General features: G+C 40.9%; 20 protein-coding genes. 8 read left to right on the top strand and 12 right to left on the bottom strand.

The genetic code is table 11. The features are described 5' to 3' along the window. Positions 1-9: 9 nt before the first annotated feature. Both MZHIL_RS09585 and MZHIL_RS09580 read left to right on the top strand, forming a co-directional pair. Positions 10-654 carry an endonuclease III domain-containing protein gene (locus MZHIL_RS09585; RefSeq protein WP_013899178.1) on the top strand — a complete coding sequence of 215 codons (645 nt, stop codon included), beginning with the start codon at positions 10-12 and terminating at the stop codon, positions 652-654. Further along, entirely contained in the window at positions 644-1,423 is a 780-nt protein-coding gene (locus MZHIL_RS09580) for a C15orf41 family protein (RefSeq protein ID WP_013899177.1), read from the top strand. The genes MZHIL_RS09585 and MZHIL_RS09580 overlap by 11 nt, the downstream gene beginning before the upstream one ends. A 46-nt stretch (positions 1,424-1,469) precedes the next feature. Here the strand turns inward: MZHIL_RS09580 and MZHIL_RS09575 are convergent, their stop codons facing one another. Continuing rightward, entirely contained in the window at positions 1,470-1,691 is a 222-nt protein-coding gene (locus MZHIL_RS09575; RefSeq protein WP_013899176.1) for a hypothetical protein, read from the bottom strand. 154 nt (positions 1,692-1,845) lie between these two features. Further along, positions 1,846-2,388, bottom strand: coding sequence for a pyruvoyl-dependent arginine decarboxylase (locus MZHIL_RS09570; protein ID WP_013899175.1), 543 nt, complete (start codon positions 2,386-2,388; stop codon positions 1,846-1,848). Positions 2,389-2,595: 207 nt separating this feature from the next. Between MZHIL_RS09570 and lysS the strand changes: the two genes are divergently transcribed. Next, positions 2,596-4,197: a lysine--tRNA ligase gene (gene lysS, locus MZHIL_RS09565; RefSeq protein WP_013899174.1), complete on the top strand. Its 1,602-nt coding sequence runs from the start codon at positions 2,596-2,598 to the stop codon at positions 4,195-4,197. After that, a complete protein-coding gene (locus MZHIL_RS09560) occupies positions 4,178-4,828 on the top strand; it encodes a class I SAM-dependent methyltransferase (protein WP_013899173.1) in 651 nt (216 codons plus the stop codon). Before lysS ends, MZHIL_RS09560 begins: the two co-directional genes overlap by 20 nt. Positions 4,829-4,883: 55 nt before the next feature. Here the strand turns inward: MZHIL_RS09560 and MZHIL_RS09555 are convergent, their stop codons facing one another. From MZHIL_RS09555 to MZHIL_RS09510, 10 genes are all read right to left on the bottom strand, one after another. Next, complete coding sequence (locus tag MZHIL_RS09555) at positions 4,884-5,135, bottom strand: pro-sigmaK processing inhibitor BofA family protein (protein WP_013899172.1); 252 nt, start codon at positions 5,133-5,135, stop codon at positions 4,884-4,886. A 131-nt stretch (positions 5,136-5,266) separates the two neighbouring features. Further along, positions 5,267-7,726 (bottom strand): DUF3656 domain-containing U32 family peptidase, encoded by a 2,460-nt coding sequence (locus MZHIL_RS09550; protein WP_013899171.1) that lies wholly within the window; start codon positions 7,724-7,726, stop codon positions 5,267-5,269. A gap of 50 nt (positions 7,727-7,776) precedes the next feature. Next, complete coding sequence (gene hisF / locus MZHIL_RS09545; protein ID WP_013899170.1) at positions 7,777-8,598, bottom strand: imidazole glycerol phosphate synthase subunit HisF; 822 nt, start codon at positions 8,596-8,598, stop codon at positions 7,777-7,779. A gap of 49 nt (positions 8,599-8,647) precedes the next feature. After that, positions 8,648-9,358 carry a DUF1614 domain-containing protein gene (locus tag MZHIL_RS09540; RefSeq protein ID WP_013899169.1) on the bottom strand — a complete coding sequence of 237 codons (711 nt, stop codon included), beginning with the start codon at positions 9,356-9,358 and terminating at the stop codon, positions 8,648-8,650. A gap of 67 nt (positions 9,359-9,425) precedes the next feature. Then, positions 9,426-10,082: a protein-L-isoaspartate O-methyltransferase gene (locus MZHIL_RS09535; protein WP_013899168.1), complete on the bottom strand. Its 657-nt coding sequence runs from the start codon at positions 10,080-10,082 to the stop codon at positions 9,426-9,428. Continuing rightward, positions 10,052-10,708: an HVO_0476 family zinc finger protein gene (locus tag MZHIL_RS09530; RefSeq protein ID WP_013899167.1), complete on the bottom strand. Its 657-nt coding sequence runs from the start codon at positions 10,706-10,708 to the stop codon at positions 10,052-10,054. The genes MZHIL_RS09535 and MZHIL_RS09530 overlap by 31 nt, the downstream gene beginning before the upstream one ends. Before the next feature lie 43 nt (positions 10,709-10,751). Next, positions 10,752-11,630, bottom strand: coding sequence for an agmatinase (gene speB, locus MZHIL_RS09525; protein WP_013899166.1), 879 nt, complete (start codon positions 11,628-11,630; stop codon positions 10,752-10,754). Positions 11,631-11,647: 17 nt separating this feature from the next. After that, positions 11,648-12,031, bottom strand: a complete 384-nt coding sequence (locus tag MZHIL_RS09520) for a translation initiation factor IF-5A (RefSeq protein WP_013899165.1) — start codon at positions 12,029-12,031, stop codon at positions 11,648-11,650. A 174-nt stretch (positions 12,032-12,205) separates the two neighbouring features. Continuing rightward, positions 12,206-12,628, bottom strand: coding sequence for a methylated-DNA--[protein]-cysteine S-methyltransferase (locus MZHIL_RS09515; protein WP_245527544.1), 423 nt, complete (start codon positions 12,626-12,628; stop codon positions 12,206-12,208). Further along, on the bottom strand, positions 12,594-13,295 hold the full coding sequence (locus tag MZHIL_RS09510; protein ID WP_245527543.1) for a matrixin family metalloprotease: 702 nt from the start codon (positions 13,293-13,295) through the stop codon (positions 12,594-12,596). The genes MZHIL_RS09515 and MZHIL_RS09510 overlap by 35 nt, the downstream gene beginning before the upstream one ends. A 72-nt stretch (positions 13,296-13,367) precedes the next feature. Here MZHIL_RS09510 and MZHIL_RS09505 point away from each other — a divergent pair, with 72 nt between their 5' ends. The 4 genes from MZHIL_RS09505 to MZHIL_RS09490 all read left to right on the top strand — a co-directional run bounded on the left by MZHIL_RS09505 (position 13,368) and on the right by MZHIL_RS09490 (position 18,141). Beyond that, positions 13,368-14,210 carry an HAD family hydrolase gene (locus tag MZHIL_RS09505; protein WP_013899162.1) on the top strand — a complete coding sequence of 281 codons (843 nt, stop codon included), beginning with the start codon at positions 13,368-13,370 and terminating at the stop codon, positions 14,208-14,210. A gap of 268 nt (positions 14,211-14,478) precedes the next feature. Then, positions 14,479-16,089 (top strand): methyl coenzyme M reductase system, component A2, encoded by a 1,611-nt coding sequence (gene atwA / locus MZHIL_RS09500; RefSeq protein WP_013899161.1) that lies wholly within the window; start codon positions 14,479-14,481, stop codon positions 16,087-16,089. Positions 16,090-16,127: 38 nt separating this feature from the next. After that, entirely contained in the window at positions 16,128-17,711 is a 1,584-nt protein-coding gene (gene mmp3 / locus MZHIL_RS09495) for a methyl-coenzyme M reductase-associated protein Mmp3 (RefSeq protein WP_013899160.1), read from the top strand. Beyond that, positions 17,695-18,141, top strand: coding sequence for a methanogenesis marker 6 protein (locus MZHIL_RS09490; RefSeq protein ID WP_013899159.1), 447 nt, complete (start codon positions 17,695-17,697; stop codon positions 18,139-18,141). The genes mmp3 and MZHIL_RS09490 overlap by 17 nt, the downstream gene beginning before the upstream one ends. The last annotated feature ends 12 nt before the right edge of the window (positions 18,142-18,153 follow it).

Here is an 18,153-nt window from a genome sequence, read left to right as displayed (position 1 = left end):
GCTTGAGTTATGAAATCTGTAGATCTGACACGAATATATAACATTCTTTTCAATGAGTTTGGACCACAGAACTGGTGGCCTGCAGATACTTCTTTTGAAGTTGTTGTTGGTGCGGTTTTAACACAGCAGACGAAATGGACAAATGTTGAAAGAGCTATAGGTCAGATGCAAAAAAAGGGTCTTATTGACCCTGAGAATATGGCAGAAGCCGATATCAGGGAAATTGAAGAACTGGTGTATTGCTGTGGCTTTTACAGACAAAAAGCTGCACGTTTAAAGCAAATTGCGCAACATTTCAGCAGAAGAGGAGAAAATAATATTTTTTCACTGCCTGTAAATAAAATGCGAAAGGAACTACTTTCCCTTAAAGGAATAGGCTATGAGACTGCGGACAGTATTATATTATATGCTGCTGAAAAACCAAAATTTGTTATCGATGCATATACTACAAGGATCATGGAGTGTATGGATGTTAGTGGCAATTACAGACAGCTCCAGGAACTGTTTGAATCTGAAATTCCGGAAGATACAGGACTATATAAGGAATTTCATGCACTGATTGTAGAATATGCAAAAAAATACTGCACAAAAAAAAGGTGTACTGAGTGTCTTTTGAAAATAAGAGTGTCCGGAGCAGGCGAGAATGGATATTGAAACCTATAATCAGATCTACACATCCCTGAATTCTATGGAGGATGTTGCATACATTTCTTCCGAGTATGGGGAGCCTGCAGGTGTTATATTAACTATTTTTAATCAAAAAATAGTATCCCGGGTAAAAAGGATACATCCATGTGTTAACCGAAAAAGAAGGATACATTTAATGCAATGGAAAGCTGGTAAAAGTATTCTCAGTATTGCAAATAAGAATCATATTCCTGCTTCACTGATGGCTTCAATGATACTTAAGGAAATGGGTCACCCTGCTAAAAAAATACTTAAGGATCCGCAACAGATATCTGACAGACGTCTTCGAAATGAGATTGTCAATGCTCTTGATGCAGACTGTTTTTTCTCCCCAAAAGCACACAGAATGCATGATTTCCGCGGCAAAGCCGGTGAGTCACTTCTTGAGAAATGGCTTGGAATCAGGAAAGTCCAATTTCTCACAGAAAAGGATCTGAAAAGAAAAGGTACATCCAAAACTCCGGACTTCTTGCTTGAAAATGCACTTGAAATTGATGGAAACCTGATATCATGGATTGAAAGTAAAGCTCTTTTTGGAAGTGATAGGGAACATTTTGGTCACCACCATCGACAGTTGCGTCATTATCAAAGTCGTTATGGGAAAGGTATGGTTGTATACTGGTATGGTTTCCTTGAGTCAATTGATAATGGAAGATATGTAGTAAAGGATCACAGTTACTTTAAAGAAATTGAGGATGATATTGAGGTTTTTCTTGATATGGGGGTCGACTGCTAGATATATTTCTGATCATTGAACTGATCAGTTCCACTGTAGTGCAAATTCAGTTTCTGTAAGATCCTGATGTAACTTTTTTTGTGTGGATGTGCTGCATTTCCTCATCTTCGTATATCACCGCTTCTCTGGAATGTGATCCATGGGTGCCCAGTTCTGTTAGGAGTGATTGCATTTCATTTGAATCTGGTTCCCTGGAATTGTACAGCTGGAATATATCTATCAGTACGCTTTGAGTATTCTTATAATGGTTCTGGGTTATACGGGTCATAATATCAAGGTTGATCTATTAATATTTTTAATTACCGGAAGAAAATTAGTTATGTATTGCAATGGATGCAATACATACTACATGCTTGAACTATAATATAAGTTCAAATTTTAGAGCAGGAGTCTCCTTCCGCAAAGGAGGGTAGCTGATTTTGTTATTCCACAAATACCATTGCTGCTACTACAGTTGTCCATTTCCCGCTCTTATCACCTTTTGCACACTGGCATATATGGGTTGTATCTATTATGTGCCCGCTTGCCTTGTATACATCTTCCCTTTCATGCCAGGCAGAATCAACATCGAACTCAATTCCAAAGGTAGTTGCAAGCATTGTTGCTGCAAGATCTTCTGCATATTCCCCTGCGGCTTTTTCGTCTTCACCGAAGGAATGATGTTCTGATATATATCCATAGTTATCTTCATTGACCGGAATAGCATTTCCAATGGCTGCAGCCAGAGTCCTGTACGGTTCATCTGTCTGGCTCTTTGCAAGAACACAGTGGACGATAGCCCCGGGTTTGAGTTCTTTTAATCCCTGCTCTTTTGAAATGACCTTGCAGTTGGGAGGTAATATGCTTGAAACGGTTACAAGGTTATATTTTTCTATACCTGCTTCTCTTAATGCTAATTCAAAAGATGCCAGTTTATCCTTATGGACTCCAACACCTTTTGTCATGAATGCTTTTCTGGGTACCATATTAATTATTCTAGATATTGATGTGGAATAAATAATTTATCCTTTAAAACATTTAACATGCAGGAAATGAACTTATAGTAGAGGACTTATTTTTGTGTATTACAAATGCTTGTCCTGTCTACAGGAAATTTTGAAATCACATGAATAGCTAATATTATGAAATATTCAATATGAGCTGGTTAAATTTAAGCAGAATCTGGTGAAATAATGGCAGAAATCATACACTGGGCAGATGTTGTAGCAGAAGATGTACTGGAACAGAGAAAAGAAAATGTTGTTGCAACAGGGATCACTCCTTCAGGGCACATACATATTGGTAATATGAGAGAGGTTGTAACCGCAGATGCAGTTTATCGTGCCCTGCTGGATATGGAAGACAGTGTAAATCTGATCTATATTGCTGATACTTTTGATCCTCTTAGAAAGGTATATCCATTCCTCCCCCAGAACTATTCTGAATATGTTGGCATGCCACTATCAGAGATTCCCTGTCCATGTGGAAACTGTGCCAACTATGCAGAGCATTTTCTAAATCCTTTCCTTGAGTCAATGAAAAAACTGGGGATAGAGCCACAGGTATACAGGGCAGATGAACTGTACAAAAGTGGTGCTTATACTGAAGCTGTTAAGACAGCACTCAAAAAAAGAGATGAAATTGCTGACATATTATCAGAGGTTTCCGGCAGAAAGCCTGCCAGTGACTGGAGCCCTTTCAATCCCATATGTGAAGAGTGCGGCAGGATCAATACCACAATAGTGACAGGTTTTGATGCTGATTCTGAAACTGTAGACTATACGTGTTCCTGTGGACATTCCGGAACAGTATCCATGCAGGGAGGTGGTAAACTCACATGGCGTGTTGACTGGGCTGCAAGGTGGAAGATACTTGGTGTTACAGTGGAGCCATTTGGAAAAGACCATGCATCAAGAGGTGGGTCATATGATACTGGAAAACGGATCACCCGGGAAATATTTGGATACGAGCCACCTTATCCGGTGGTATATGAATGGATAATGCTGGCCGATAAGGGTGCCATGTCCTCATCAACCGGCGTTGTGGTATCAATATCCGATATGCTCAAAGTAGTTCCTCCGGAAGTTCTCAGGTACCTGATCATAAGGACCAGACCTGAAAAGCATATTCAGTTTGATCCAGGACTTCCCCTGCTCACACTGGTTGATGAATATGAACGTCTCAATCAGGCTGATCAGCTCCCTGATTACAACAGACGTGTGCTTGAGCTCTCAAAAGCAAGTGGTATATGTCATACTGAGATTCCATTCAAGCACATGGTAACATTATATCAGGTTGCACATGGTGATTTTGAACAGATACTCAAAATTTTAAAAAGAGCAGGATACAGTACAGATAATCGCAAGTGTATAAAGGAACTTGTAGATAATGTAGCAAACTGGCTTGATATGTATGCTCCTCCATTTGCAAAGTTTAGTGTAAGGGATGACCTGCCACCCCAGACCGCCACCCTCTCTGATACCCAGAAAGCATTTCTGGCAGCCATGGCTGAGGTGATTGAGGAGGAGGGGAATATGAGTGGTGAACAGTATCATAATCTTGTATATCAGGCAAAGGATGTGGGATCCAGGATACACAGCAAGATGGCAGACATTCTGGGATGTGAGGAAACTGAACTGAAGGTGAATCCCAAAGATCTTTTCAAAGCAATATACACAGTGATCCTTGGACAGAGCTCCGGACCCAAGGCTGGATGGTTTCTATCTTCCCTTGACAGTGATTTTCTGGTAAGGAGGTTTACTGAGGCATTCCGATATGAACCCGGAAATAGGTAATTTCGATCTTAAACCACATTTCAGGGCATGGGATCGGGAATATGAATCTCTTGTATGGGGTGGTCCCAGGTCAATCAAAGCTATCAGGGAACACCTGCCTGAAGGATCAAGGGTACTTGATGCAGGGTGTGGTAACGGACGCTATCTGTTACCACTCTCAAGGAACTATAGAGTTATCGGCATAGATGTGTCCTTGAATGGCATCAGGGCTGCACGGTCCTATCTTGATAAGTATGGATGTAGTGCAGAATATATGGTCTCAGATCTAACTCGTCTTCCCCTGTGCGACAATTCAGTTGATGGTATTGTATGTTATGGGGTTCTGCACCATTTATTTGAGGAGGAAAGAGAAGATGCTGCAGAGGAAATTTTAAGGGTAATACAGGATAAGGGCTATCTTTTCTTTGAAGTATTTGGTGTGGAAGATATGAGGTACGGAGGAGATGAAATTGAAAAAGATACTTTTCTGAGAAAAAACGGAATTATCTACCACTACTTTACAGTTGAAGAGATTGAAAAACTGTTCAGTTGCTCTGGATATATGGATATAGAAGAAACGAGATCCAAAAAGGTGTTCAGGGGTAAGGAATACATTCGCCACACCATTCAGGGGGTTATAGGTTCAATATGAACTGTTCTGATAAGGCTCTCAATATTTGTTTCATACTGGTATGGACATAACTGCCTTAAAATGCAATTCCCAGCAGGTTCAACAGTATTATCAGAAGTGCACCAAATATTCCACCAATTGCACATATCAGTATTACTACCCATGTATATGCAATTCCAAGTCCGAACAGTATATTTGCACCAACCAGTACGATCAGGCCCAGTACTGCATTGATCACAAGGCTCTTTACAGTTTTCAGAAGTTTATATAATATCAATGCAGCCAGTACTGCGAGTATAATAGTTGTTACTTCAGGTATTCCTATCATTTTTATCCATCAATAGATGGGTTTGAAATTATTTAATCTTTCCTGAGAATAATCTTTTTTTTCGGTTATTGTGGACTGAAACTGTTTTCTGGATCATCTGTTTATATCTTCCAGCAATTTTCTGGATTTTTTCAGAGGACTCCCCTTAAATAATGGCCGGTGGTATATTCTGATCCCTTCTGAATGCAGGATACCTGATCAGATCCTGCAAGTGCATTGTCGATTGCCTTCCTGTACAGCTTCACTGTTCTCTTCAGATCTTCATCCAGATTCCTGGCATCAATTATAACTCCGGATACACCTGCTTTGACAATATCCGGGATATGATTGTGCATACAAAGTGTTCTGGAATTTAAGAGAGAAGTTCTGCATTTACTTTTAAATCTCAGTGGAAATGAATACCCCTTCTCATCCACAATTTCAAATTCTGCGTTCCTGCATAACATCTTGCATCCATCACTCCCGAATATATCTGATATCACACAGCATTCTGATTCAATGAGGGTCATTTTTGAATGTACAGTACATTCCACAGAACCATTCTGTGCAATGGCTTCAATCTGTTCCATTGTAAGTTCAGGAGATAGCACCGCACTACAGGCTCCCTTCTGCATGATAAATTTAAGAGATGGGATGTTGAATATATTCATTGGATAATCGGCAATTACCGGCAGATCAAATTCTTTTGCAATCCTTAATGTACCGGGATTGGATACCAGTACGCCATCTGCTATCTGTGATGCATATGAGAATATTTTATGTACCATATCCATATCATCCTCTCTGGTGATACGTGGTGTATGGAAGTATATACTACATCCTGCACTATGTGCGTACTGTGCCATATCATTAAGATTCAGTGTGTCTAATGAATGTTGACTATCAATTGCAAAGTATATCCTGCTAGCTCCTGCGTCTATTGAACTTTTCATATCCTGCAAGCTATCTACAAGGACACTTAGATATACCTCCTCATTATCTGTCCATTTCTCAGATTCTATTTTATATCTGTCTTCAATAATCTGCTGTGAATATTTTTCAGAGATTACTGAACCTCTTCTCCATTTTATTACTCTAATATCAGTAAGATCTCTGATAGCCTGATTTCTGGTGTTCTTGAGCTGTCCAAGAGGTATGAATATATCATCTTCTGATTTTATGATCACATTCTCAGGTTCAAATATAGTATTTCCCAATCCTTTCATGATATCTGCTATCTGGCTTTTGTCTGTTGGTTTTGTCCTTGCTTTTTCAATGATGTACTCTGAATGGACGCAAACCTGATTCGAATCCATATCCTTTACCTGGATTCTCAGAGGCTTTCCAGCCATTGCACAAACCTCTATTGTTACAGGTACTTTTCTGCCTTTTGCAGGTGATATATATGTTGATCTTAGATCACTGATCAGAAGATTGTTCATTGTCCTGTATACAGTACCGGATTTTAATGCATGATCAGATGGTATTTCTACCACAGAACCGCTTTCTGCTTTATCTACAGGCAACCCGTTCTCATACATTTTGTAGATTATCAGGCCGACATTATCACATCCGCTTTCAATGCCGATCCCATCTCTAATTCTCAGGGTTTCACATAGACGGATGCGCATACTTGAACGTTGCATGTTGTATCCTATAACCTCCCCTGCTATCATACCTCTGTTATATGGACGCTGTATGCTCAGAAGTTTTTCACCTGGAATGAGATATCCTGTTGAAAAATCCCGGTTGAAAAGCTGAGTAAGTTCTTCCAATTCGCTGTCCAGGACAAAATAATTTTCTGGATCTTGCATATATCTATCAATTAGACGCCTGTATATCCTGACTACTCCGGCCACGTATTCTGCCTTTTTCATCCGTCCTTCTATTTTAAAGGAATCAATCCCTGCTTCAATAAGCTGGGGCAATATTGTAGCAGTACAGAGGTCCCCTGTACTTAACAGATATTCTCCCCCTGTTTCCACATTTTCTCCTTTGTTCCTGAGCCTGTATCTTCGTCTGCAGGGCTGGGCACAGTGGCCACGGTTTCCACTTCTGCCTCCTATCATACTGCTCATCAGGCACTGGCCCGAGTAGGAAAAACAGATGGCACCATGTACAAAAACCTCAATCTCCATTCCTGTATTTTTTTTGAAGGCTTGTATTTCATCCAGGCTCATTTCCCGTGCCAGTATTACTCTATCAACACCTGCTTCCTGAAGAAATCTGATACCTTCAGTATTGTGAATGTTCATCTGGGTGCTGGCATGAACTGGTAGATCAGGCATCTTCTCTTTTAGCAGGTGAAGCAGTCCCAGGTCCTGGACAATTATGGCATCCACACCATGAATATATAGTTCATGGATAAGCTCAATGGCATAATCCAATTCACTGTCTTTTATGAGTGTATTTACTGTAACATATACACTTACTCCTCTTGCATGTGCCTGATCAATTGCATCCTTTATTTCTTCAGGAGAAAAGTTATCTGCATAATGCCTTGCACTGAGTGACTGCGCACCGATATATATGGCATCTGCTCCATTCTCAAGAGCTGCCATGAAGGATTCCCTGTTTCCGGCAGGTGCCAGGAGTTCTACTTTCCTGCTCATTGCCGGCTATTCTGGATCAAAGGGATAAATAATTGTTGCATATTTATGTTTTAGATTCTAACAGGTATTCCCTTACTTTTGAGATATTCCTTTACCTCAGGTATGGTATATTCTCCAAAATGGAATATGCTGGCAGCAAGTGCAGCATCCGCTTTACCACTGACAAATCCATCATAGATATGTTCCGGGTTTCCAACACCTCCGGATGCTATAATTGGTATCTCGAGTTCAAGGGATAGTTTATTTGTTATGGGAATGTCAAATCCATCGTATGTTCCATCTCTGTCCATACTTGTAAGCAGTATCTCTCCTGCGCCCATTTCCTGCAGCTTATGTGCCCACTGGACCGTATCCAGGCCAGTTCTCTTGCGTCCTCCATATATGACCACTTCATACCAGGCAGGAGTACCGTCCTCCAGTGTAAGTATTGTTTTATCTGGATTATTTTCAACATCGGTATTTCTTTTACAGTCCACTGCTGCAACGATACACTGGGATCCAAAGATATCGGCGGCTTCTCTTACCAGTTCAGGATTCTTTACAGCAGCAGTATTTACTGCAACCTTATCCGCACCGGCTCGTAGTATCTGGCGGATGTGATCTACAGAACTAACTCCTCCACCAACGGTCAGTGGAATAAACACTTCATCTGCAGTTCTTTCAATAACATCTATCATTGTTGAACGCTTTTCATGGGAGGCTGTAATGTCCAGAAATACAAGTTCGTCTGCACCCTGTTCATTGTAACGCTTTGCAAGTTCTACAGGGTCTCCTGCTTTTTTCAAATTGACGAATTCGATTCCTTTGACAACAGTTCCGCCAGCCTCGTCAAGGGTGACATCCAGACATGGTATGATTCTTTTTGTAAGCATAGTATCTGTATACTTTCATTCAAGCTAAAATAATTATTGATCAATATTTTCATACAATTATTACTGCAATTATGCCTGTGAGGAACACTCCATCAAATGTGCCTGCACCACCGATACTTGCAACAGGTGCCCCCAGGTCCCTGATTGATCTTAGATTGAATATATCTGCTCCAAGCAGTGTTCCGATAGTACCTGAAGTATACGCAACTATAAATATATAATCCTGCATCTGATGGAAAAGTGATATCAATATCAGCGAGCTAACAACTGCAGCCAGGGGTGGTACTATAATGGGGGTAACAATCCCAACACCTCTGACAGGACGGGCCACCAGCCAGGTTATAAGGGACACTATAGCAATACCTGCAATACATATCAGAACAGTTTGTGGAAATGTCCATATCAGGTATAGAGAGACTATTATAGGAATCACGGCACCGCCGATATTTATTGACAGCACTGTTCTGTTCTTTTTTTCCTGTATCACAGGAAGTTTGTATCTCATCCCAAAAAAGCTGATATATTTTTCTGTTATAATGGGCCTTTTGGATTCAAGTATTCCAATGGGGACATTTACACTGCTTCCAATTAGTGAAAAAAGAAGCAGTAAAAATGCGTGGCTCCATGAAAAACCAAGTCTGACAAAAGCGGTACTCACAAGGCCCATGAAGAGTATGCTGACTATGACCAGCAGAATTAGTACCAGGAGTACCAGAAATAATGCACTAAATGGTGTGTAGATTATTCTTTTGCTGACCATGCAAAATCATCAATTACTTTATTCCCTTGTTCAGCAAAATATATGCTCCTATTGAATACTTATAATTTCAGTAACCATCATCTTTCCTGAATCCATATTTACCTACAAGGGGAACAAACATTACTCCTCCCTTTGGCTCTTTATGTATATTGCCATCTAAATCCTTTCGAACAAGATATAATTCCTGATATGGAATGCCCACCGGAATCAGGAGTATGCCTTCGGGTTTTAATTGTTCCAGAAAAATCTCTGGTATCTCTGGTGCTGCAGAAGTGACAGTTATACGGTCATATGGAGCCGCAGAGGGATATCCCTCAGATCCGTCACCATGAACCACCGTAACATTTGAATAGCCCGCTTTTTCCAGGTTATTCTTTGCAAAATCTACAAGGGGTTTGATGCGTTCAATGGTATATATATGTCCATTCTCTCCTATCAGCTCTGCCATCACTGCAGCATTATATCCGGACCCGGCACCGATTTCAAGCACTCTATGTCCTTCCTCAAGATCGAGCATGTCGCACATCATGGCCACCATATGCGGGGCAGAAATTGTCTGATTGTACCCTATCGGAAGGGGTGTATCATAATATGCATCACCTTCCAACTGCTCCGGAACAAATCGATGTCTGTCTACCTTTGTGATTGCATCAAGTACCTTTTTACTTATTCCCTGCCCTTTAAGGCCATTGATCATTCTTTTCTTCTTTTCTTCAAACTCCATGCAGTCCTACCCTCTCCCCAGTTTCGGCTCTTTTTCCTGCCAAAGACCCTCTTTATGTGCTTGGCTTTGACAGTATTACCTGACCTTGATACAAACTTTCCATCCCGTACCTTTATCTGCGTGATGACAAAGAACTTTCCTCCAACCTGTTCTTCTTCACCAACAATAAACTCCCTGTCTCCTGGAACTGTTGTGGTAACAGGAATGGTTTCAGTACCTGAGTGAATTGAGATTTTGACATTAACCTCGCCGGTGGCTCTTGTCCATAGTGCATCGATCTTCTCTGCTATAGCACTTTGAACTCTCCTGTCCCCGGATTCGATTGATGTGATTATTACAGGATATGCTTCACCTGATGTTTCATCATCTACGATCAGTTCTTCACCCACATGTACCACATCTTCAGGGTCCATTGGCATTATCAGGTCAAATGACCTGTCCCCTTCACTTACAATTATCCTGATGTCAACTGGTGATTTCTTTTCTATTGTCACAGGATGGATATGCTCGCAGTCCATGCATCTTACCATCGGATTCTGACCGCTTTTTAGAATGTCGTGCAGAACCGGTGTCTTTGGTGAACATACCGGACATTCAGTTTCTATTTCGTCATTATCATCTATCATTGTTATTATCCAGATATTGAGGTAAAACTATATATTTAACTATCTATTGGATTTTTTTATTTTTGGACGCAGAAGCTGCAATGAACTCTCGCATTATCTTGGCACCAAGTATGGCAGCCTGGCCACTGTCATACTCAGGTGCTATTTCAACTATATCAAAACCTATTGACATTGGTGCAAACCTGTGTATCAATTTTCGGACATCCCATGGATTCATACCAAAAGGTTCGGGTGTACCCAGTCCAGGGGCATACGCCGGGTCAAATACGTCCATATCAAGAGATATATATATCCTGCTGCAGTCCAGATAGTCCATAATCTCATCTGCAACCCCATCAATACCCTTCCTTGCTACATCTTCAGGGGTGTAATGGCATATGTTCCTATCCCGTGCCAGATCCCATTCCTCTCCGGCACCGCTCCTGACACCTACAGTTACGTAATTTTCAGTAACCTCTTCCAGTATGTGCCTTGATACGCATGCATGATTGTACTTAACTCCTGCATACTCATCTCTTAGATCCAGATGTGCGTCCAGTACAAGTACTCCAAAATCATTCCCTGCATTTTCTGCACAGGCTTTGATGCATGGCAGGCTCATTGAATGCTCTCCTCCAAGCATGATAGGTATTTTATTGTCTGATACAACGGACCTGACTGTGACCAGCAGATCATGAAGTGTTTCGTCAATTGATGCTGATATCTCAAAATTACCTGAATCATGGATGGCCAGATCCTGCAGGTCAATTTTGTAGAAATGGTTATAACTTTCAAAGTTAAGAGATGCCTTTCTCATGGCATCAGGGGCCCAGCGGCTCCCACTTCTATATGATGAGGTTGCATCAAAAGGCACTCCAAAAATAACGTATGTGGATGACTCGTAATCAGAAAGCGCATCCATCATGATTGGTTTATAGAACATTGTGCCCTAATAACTTATTATCGCAGGTCTATCTTCATCTTGCCCATGGAAGTGATATAGGTTATTTCCTCACCCTCTTTGACTCTGTCCTTATATTCTTCAGGGATCTTTAGTTCAAAGGTTGAATAATCATCCATGTTCATAAGCTGTGCAATATCATCGCTAATTGAGAGGACCTGTGCACTTTTGCGCTCAACCAGTGGCACGAATATCTTTGAAGAGACTGAACTTATAATTGAGCGCTTCTGGTTATCAAAGATTCCGATGGCTTCAACCCTTGCCTTGGCAGAGCCGTGTTTACCTGGTTTTGATTTTGAGATGCTTTTTATAACGCAGGGTTCGTCATCAATGATCACATATCTTCCTTCTTTTAATTCCTTTACATCAACCTGTTCTTTCATCGAAATTCTCCTGTATAAGCTGTGGATTCGTATTAATAGATGTTTTAGCAAAATATCCTGTATGCTATCTGTGTGCTATTAGTTTATCTGTTTATATATCAATTTAACGTAAGTGAACAGTTACAGGTCCGGATAAAATTGGATGGATAAATTGATATTATGTATCGCGAAAGATTAACTGGGGTCATCAGCCGTTGATCTGGGTGCAATACCTGTTTGATTTTTTTCCATATGCAGTAACATCATCTTGAATTTCAGATCCTTTTTTTTAAAACCACCACAGTATCCCCCAGTCCCATGGGCAGAGACTACCCTGTGGCATGGGATAAGAACCGGATATGGATTCAATGCAAGGGCCTGGCCAACTGCCCGGAAGGCACGGGGTTTTCCTATTCTTTCTGCAAGTTCTTTATAAGTAATGGTGTGTCCGTAGGGAACACTGCGTACTTTTTCCAGGACATTCTGCTGGAAGGTGGTTAGACCGGAAAGGTCCAGATCATATCCGGAAAAATCCACAGGATCTCCGCTGAAATATTTTTCAAGATCAATGATCATATTAAGATCATTCTTCATTCTGTTGAATGTATTCTCTTTCAAGCTGTTCCCTCTGTTTTCTGTGTCGGTACCACCCAGTGGCCAGAAATCCGGTGATGATCAGTATCATAAAAATAGATCCTATTACAAGGGGAAGAGTATCCCTTACAAGCAATGGATTGATGTCTTCTCTCTGCTTGTATGTAGGATACATTATATCTCCCGGATCATTACTGTGGCCAAGTCCAAGAGCATGCCCGATCTCATGTTTGGCAACGGTTAACATGTTTGCATCTCCGTATTGCCTCCATGCAAATCCCTGATAGTTCCCGGTCTCAAGCACGATTTCCACATACACAAATCTGTTTCCTGATATTCTGGGTCTGGCAATGCCGGCGACGCCATCCTCAACATTTTCATACTCCTGAAGATTTTTGACCCATCTTATTCTTATATCGGCCTGTGGATCATTGACTATCTCAAATTCAGGGTTATAGCTTAGCTGACCATTGCCACCCTCTTCCCAGTACCTGAGTGCGGTTTCTACCTGTTCACGATAGGATGGGCTGTATTCATCAGGAACATTGATATCATCAATATAAACGGTTATGGGGGAATGATCCCATGGCTGATCAAGTATCTTAGGAAATTCTTCATCGGCTGCATACACTGCCTGCATGGATGAGATCATGAGCAGTGCCAGGAATATCATAATAAATTTGGATGACATTATTTTCTACTATTAGCTATTATTCTTTCATCTAGATAAAATGATTTGGGAATTTGCAGGGCACACTGTTCTGTGGAAATACTAATCATATATGATGCAAATTTTCAGTATATGTCAGGAAATATCGCAGTGGTATTTGACAGTGCAGGGACCCTTATGCAGATGTATCGTGTGGCAAAGGACCCGAATACCGGTATCATACTGGATGGTATTGAAACAATTTCACTGGTAGCACAAAAAGCAGGACAGGCACTGGTCATGCTGCACACAGATGCTGATAATATTCTCAAAGCTGATGAACACATCCCAATTGTACAGTACATATGTGAAAATAATGTTTCCATTGATATTAGCTGCTCAGGTGAGCCGTTTTCTGTACAGGAAGCATTTTTTATCCTTAAAAAGAACCCCCATGTAAAAATCCAATCCCTTCAGGATGTTATATACAGGGTGCGTCACAAATGCAGAAATGTGTTCTATTTTGCAGAAGGGCTGATACTGGACTCTGAGCTGTGCAGAATTGCTTATGTGCTGAGCACCGGTGGGAGAATATATTCCAATACAGTCGATACCATTGATTCCTTGAAAGTCAAAGGTATTGATATTTATATAGCTTCAGGTGACAGCATGACAAATCTTGGTCCACTGGCAGAAAGGATCGGTGTCCCCTTTGAGAGGGTTTTTGCAATAGCAAATGTGGATACTAAAGAGGAGATCATACATAGTCTTAAATCAGAATATGATTCAGTTATCATGGTCGGTGACGGACTGAATGATATACGTGCTCTAAGGGCAGCTGACCTGGGAGTATTGATCTCTGGAGGTAAGGGAAAAGTATCTGAAAAACTGCAATGCTCAGCTGATGTGATAGTTCATGATATAAAAGAAGTGATAGATGTTGTAAATTCCATGTGATCTCTATCAATACTATGGTTCCTGGTACATCTTTGTGTATGAATCATGCTTTTTTTATATGTTAACAGCGCTAAAAATATGCGATATGTTTATGTATCCCAGGGTTAATGGAAATGTTATCTTATAGGCGGTATTGTATATATTGATCCGCTTCTTGATTTATTACACTATTTAGAGAGTTTCTCAATGGTGTTATATAATTTAAATGATAAATAACTGCAGGAGAATATTTGATTCAAATGCGTATTTATCCACCTGGAGGATACAGATGTCATTATTTATAGAGATAAAGAACCTCAATTTGAGCTTTGGGGATATAAAGGTCTTAAAAAATATTAATCTAACTATCAATGAAGGCGAAGTTATTGGAATACTTGGTAAAAGCGGTGCTGGTAAAACTGTTCTGATGCATGTGCTTCGAGGATTTGATGAATACGGTAATATCAGTGGGGAAGTTATATACCATCTTGCAGGCTGTGAGGATTGTGAATATGTTGAACCTCCAAGTAAAGCCGGCAAGAAATGTGAAAAATGCGGAGGTGAACTCAAGCCTTTTAGCGCTGATTTTGTAAAGCTTCCGGTGCATGACCCTGTAAGACGCAGGATAACCCGAAGGATTGCAATCATGCTTCAGCGTACTTTTGCACTTTACGGTGATGAGAAGGTCATTTCCAATGTGACAAATGCACTTACTGAGATTGGATATACCGGTACTGATGCTCTTTCAAAGGCAATGGAAATACTGGATCAGGTTCAGCTGTCTCATCGAATGACCCATGTAGCCCGTGATCTTAGCGGAGGTGAGAAGCAGAGGGTTGTACTTGCAAGGCAGCTTGTGAAAAATCCAATGCTCCTGCTTGCAGATGAACCTACAGGTACCCTGGATCCAAATACCTCACATGTAGTCCATGAGGTGATAATGAATGCTGTCAGGCGTTACAATATGTCAATGATAATCACATCCCACTGGCCTGACGTTATCAGTGATGTTGCTGATAAGGCAATCTTTCTTGAAGAAGGCGAGATCGTAAGTGAGGGTGATCCCAAAGAAGTTGCAGATGAATTCCTGAAACATGTGGGAGCCATTGAAAGAAACTCCAGGCCTGAGAGCGGGGAGCCTATAATCAAGGTTGAAAATCTGGTGAAAAAATATATCTCAGTTAGCAGAGGGGTTGTATATGCTGTAAATGACATCTCTTTTGAGGTCAATGAAGGAGAGATCTATGGACTTGCAGGTACCAGTGGTGCAGGTAAGACCACGACCTCAAAGATATTGATTGGTAATATCCAGCCAACAGGCGGGGACGTGCACGTAAGAGTTGGTGATGAATGGATTGACATGACAGTCCCGGGTCCTTCCAATAGGGGTCGTGCCACACAGTATATGGGTATACTTCACCAGGAATACGGATTGTATATCCAGAGATCTGTAATTGATAATCTCACAGAATCAATTGGTCTGGACCTGCCCTATGAACTTGCTGTGAGAAAAGCTATCACAACTCTTACAGCAACGGGATTCACAGAGAGCAAAGCAAAGGATATACTGTCCAAAATGGCAACTGAACTCAGTGAAGGGGAAAAGCACAGGGTTGCACTTGCACAGGTGCTTATCAGGGAGCCCAATATTGTGATAATGGATGAACCCACAGGCACAATGGACCCTGTAACAAAAGGTGAAGTTGCCTCTTCAATACTCAATGCCCGTGAGAAGATGGGCGATACATTTATAATAGTTTCTCATGATATCGATTTCCTTGAAAGTGTATGTGACAGGGTAGCATTGATGAAAAACGGCAAGATAGTGGATATTGGTGAACCTGAAGAAGTACTTTTAGAATTTACTGGAAAGGAGAGAATGGAAGCCGAAAATATTTAACATCTGACAGTCCAATCTGATGTATAAAAAGGAGGAAAATGAGGATCCTGGATAAAGATACCATTATTCTGAATGTTAATGGAGAAAGTGTTGAACTTAAAAGCGGCTCCACGATAGCAGACGCACTGGAACATACAGATTCCCCTCACAACCCAGGCACTTCTGTAGGTATTCTGAAAGTTTCGGAGGAATACCGAAAGGAAGAGGTGACAAGCTACAGGATCATAACATCAAAGGGAGAAGTTGAGATCGAACTAAATGATCTGGAGAAATATTCTGTACAGACATGGGTGCAACTATTCAAAAAATTTGAAGGAAAGCGTGTGCGATGGCTGAGCAGGGATGCAGTTGCTTTTGGATCGGTCTCCGCTGATATCAGTATCGAACGTGAGCCTGCTTCTTTTGATAAATTTGATGTTCTATTTGGTGCAGGAGGATATGATACTGATAATACCCATCTTATAATATGCCGGCAGAAACATACCGGAGAATACGGACAGCCCAGGGATGGGGCCTTTGGCAGGGTTGTAAGTGGTAAGAATATTCTTATGGGTCTTGATAAGGGTGATGAGATCATTGAGATCAAACCTGTTATAAAGTGGGAACATGCAGGGAATAGTATATTCACATCGGATCTCACCACCAGGCTTGAGCATGATGATCAGGTCTTTTCATTTATCGGTGTAGAGATGTCCCCCAATGCTCCCTACGGTGTAAAACATTTTTTTACCCTTGTAAAGAATGGCATTTTTAAAGTTGACGCAACTGCAAGTGCTTATATTTGCGACCGCAGGCTTCAGGGTGAAAAATGCAGGTATGAAAATTTTGAACCACGTATACAGGGTTCGGTTTCTGTCAGAACTGCAGGATATGGCACAGGAAAGGTGTTCATTTCCAGAACTGATATGCCGGCAACGATCATGCATTCTGTGATTGGTCATGTAAAGGAGGGTATCGAACTTGTAAAAATGGCCCGACCTGGTCACAGACTTACTGTACTGACAGTGCCGGACCAAATAATGCTTTCAGGAATGAGTTTACATGAGGCTCGTGAGTCTCTCTTAGAATCCGGTGTGAAAATTATTGTAGAGGGTTATGAAAGTGATGATGCAGTTGTTGTAGAGCAGAGGCCCGAAACCACAATTGATATACTGGGTGGATCTGAGGTGATTGTAAAAACCATTCCATCTTCAAATCTGGTTAAAATAAGACTATACGATGATCTTGCCCCAAAGAGTATCGATTATTTCAGAAGCTCGGTAGGTCTCAAATTCAACAGAGTGGGTACCATGAAGGCAGACATGATCTATGACACGACCTACATATTTGATCCTGAAAAAGATCTAAAAATACACAAAGAAATATTTCCTGAGAACACTCCCTCAAAAATAATTCATTCGGGGGATATTGGAATTACAAATCAGGCCTCAAAAAGAATGGGAACTATCGGGATCAAGATCGAAGATGATGATCTCTTTGGACCAACAGGAGAAAAATTTGCCAATACAAATATCATAGGTAAAGTACTTGAACCACATAAACTTAAGAACCTGAAGGAAGGAGATTTCATGTATATTGTGGAAATGCCTGATATGGGGGAAGACGATGTCTCCGGAAAATGAAATGGATACTGATGACATAATAACCCGGATTATAGTAGTGAACTCGGAAAATGTCCTTCCCTCAGATGTGGCTATGAAGATATATCATTCAAAGGCAGATGTTACGGTGAAAGAATCATGTTTCGGGATAATGGTAGAGGGACCCAGAAGATTTGTGGAAAAAGTTGTAGATGAAGTTGTTTCTATGGATCCAAATCATATTTTTGTAAAAGAGAGGGGTTTTTCTCCCGGAGATGAGAGAAGATGCCGTGCTGTTCGTGGAGGAGGGCCAAGGCCAGGTTTTCATTTTCTGAGGGAGGAGATCAACATTCTTCCCCTTATAAGTAAGGGTCTGGAAGCATATGAAAAAGGAATTCCTTCTCCAGAAGGATTTAAAGAAAAGAAAAAATTAAAGGCATCGAAATTAAAGCAACTTATTGAATCTGAATGAATGCGAGTTGAG

Source organism: Methanosalsum zhilinae DSM 4017, from assembly GCF_000217995.1.
GTDB lineage: Archaea > Halobacteriota > Methanosarcinia > Methanosarcinales > Methanosarcinaceae > Methanosalsum > Methanosalsum zhilinae.
The sequence above is the reverse complement of the archived record's forward strand: the minus strand, read 5'-3'. Positions and strand labels throughout refer to the sequence as shown.